The sequence below is a fragment of the Pseudomonas sp. 22072 genome (assembly GCF_052046095.1).
GTDB classification, from domain to species: domain Bacteria; phylum Pseudomonadota; class Gammaproteobacteria; order Pseudomonadales; family Pseudomonadaceae; genus Aquipseudomonas; species Aquipseudomonas paracarnis.
Genome location: NZ_JBQEQE010000077.1, coordinates 1 through 318, shown reverse-complemented (window position 1 = coordinate 318; position 318 = coordinate 1). Strand labels below are relative to the sequence as shown.

1 pseudogene is annotated in these 318 nt (G+C 64.8%); it reads left to right on the top strand.

Annotated features, from left to right (window positions below):
- Positions 1–212 (top strand): annotated as a pseudogene (locus ACTJLA_RS26860) (hypothetical protein); the annotation flags it as partial.
- Positions 213–318: the final 106 nt, after the last annotated feature.

The following is a 318-nucleotide window of genomic DNA, read 5'->3' as shown; positions in this document are numbered from 1 at the left end:
CGTTCCCACGCTCTGCGTGGGAATGCCGCCCCGGACGCTCCGCGTCCAGGTTTCACGCCCTGTGCAACGGTGACGCAGAGTGTCACGGGATGCATTACCACGCAGAGCGTGGGAGCGATCAATGGCGCGCGATCAAGGCCATTCCTGCGGCCGAACGCGAACAAGACCCGGCCACCAACACCACCAGTTTGCCGCCGCTCTACCCCAAGTAACCCAGCCTCAACCAACACCAGCCTGATCGTTCCCACGCTCTGCGTGGGAATGCCGCCCCGGACGCTCCGCGTCCAGGTTTCACGCCCTGTGCAACGGTGACGCAGA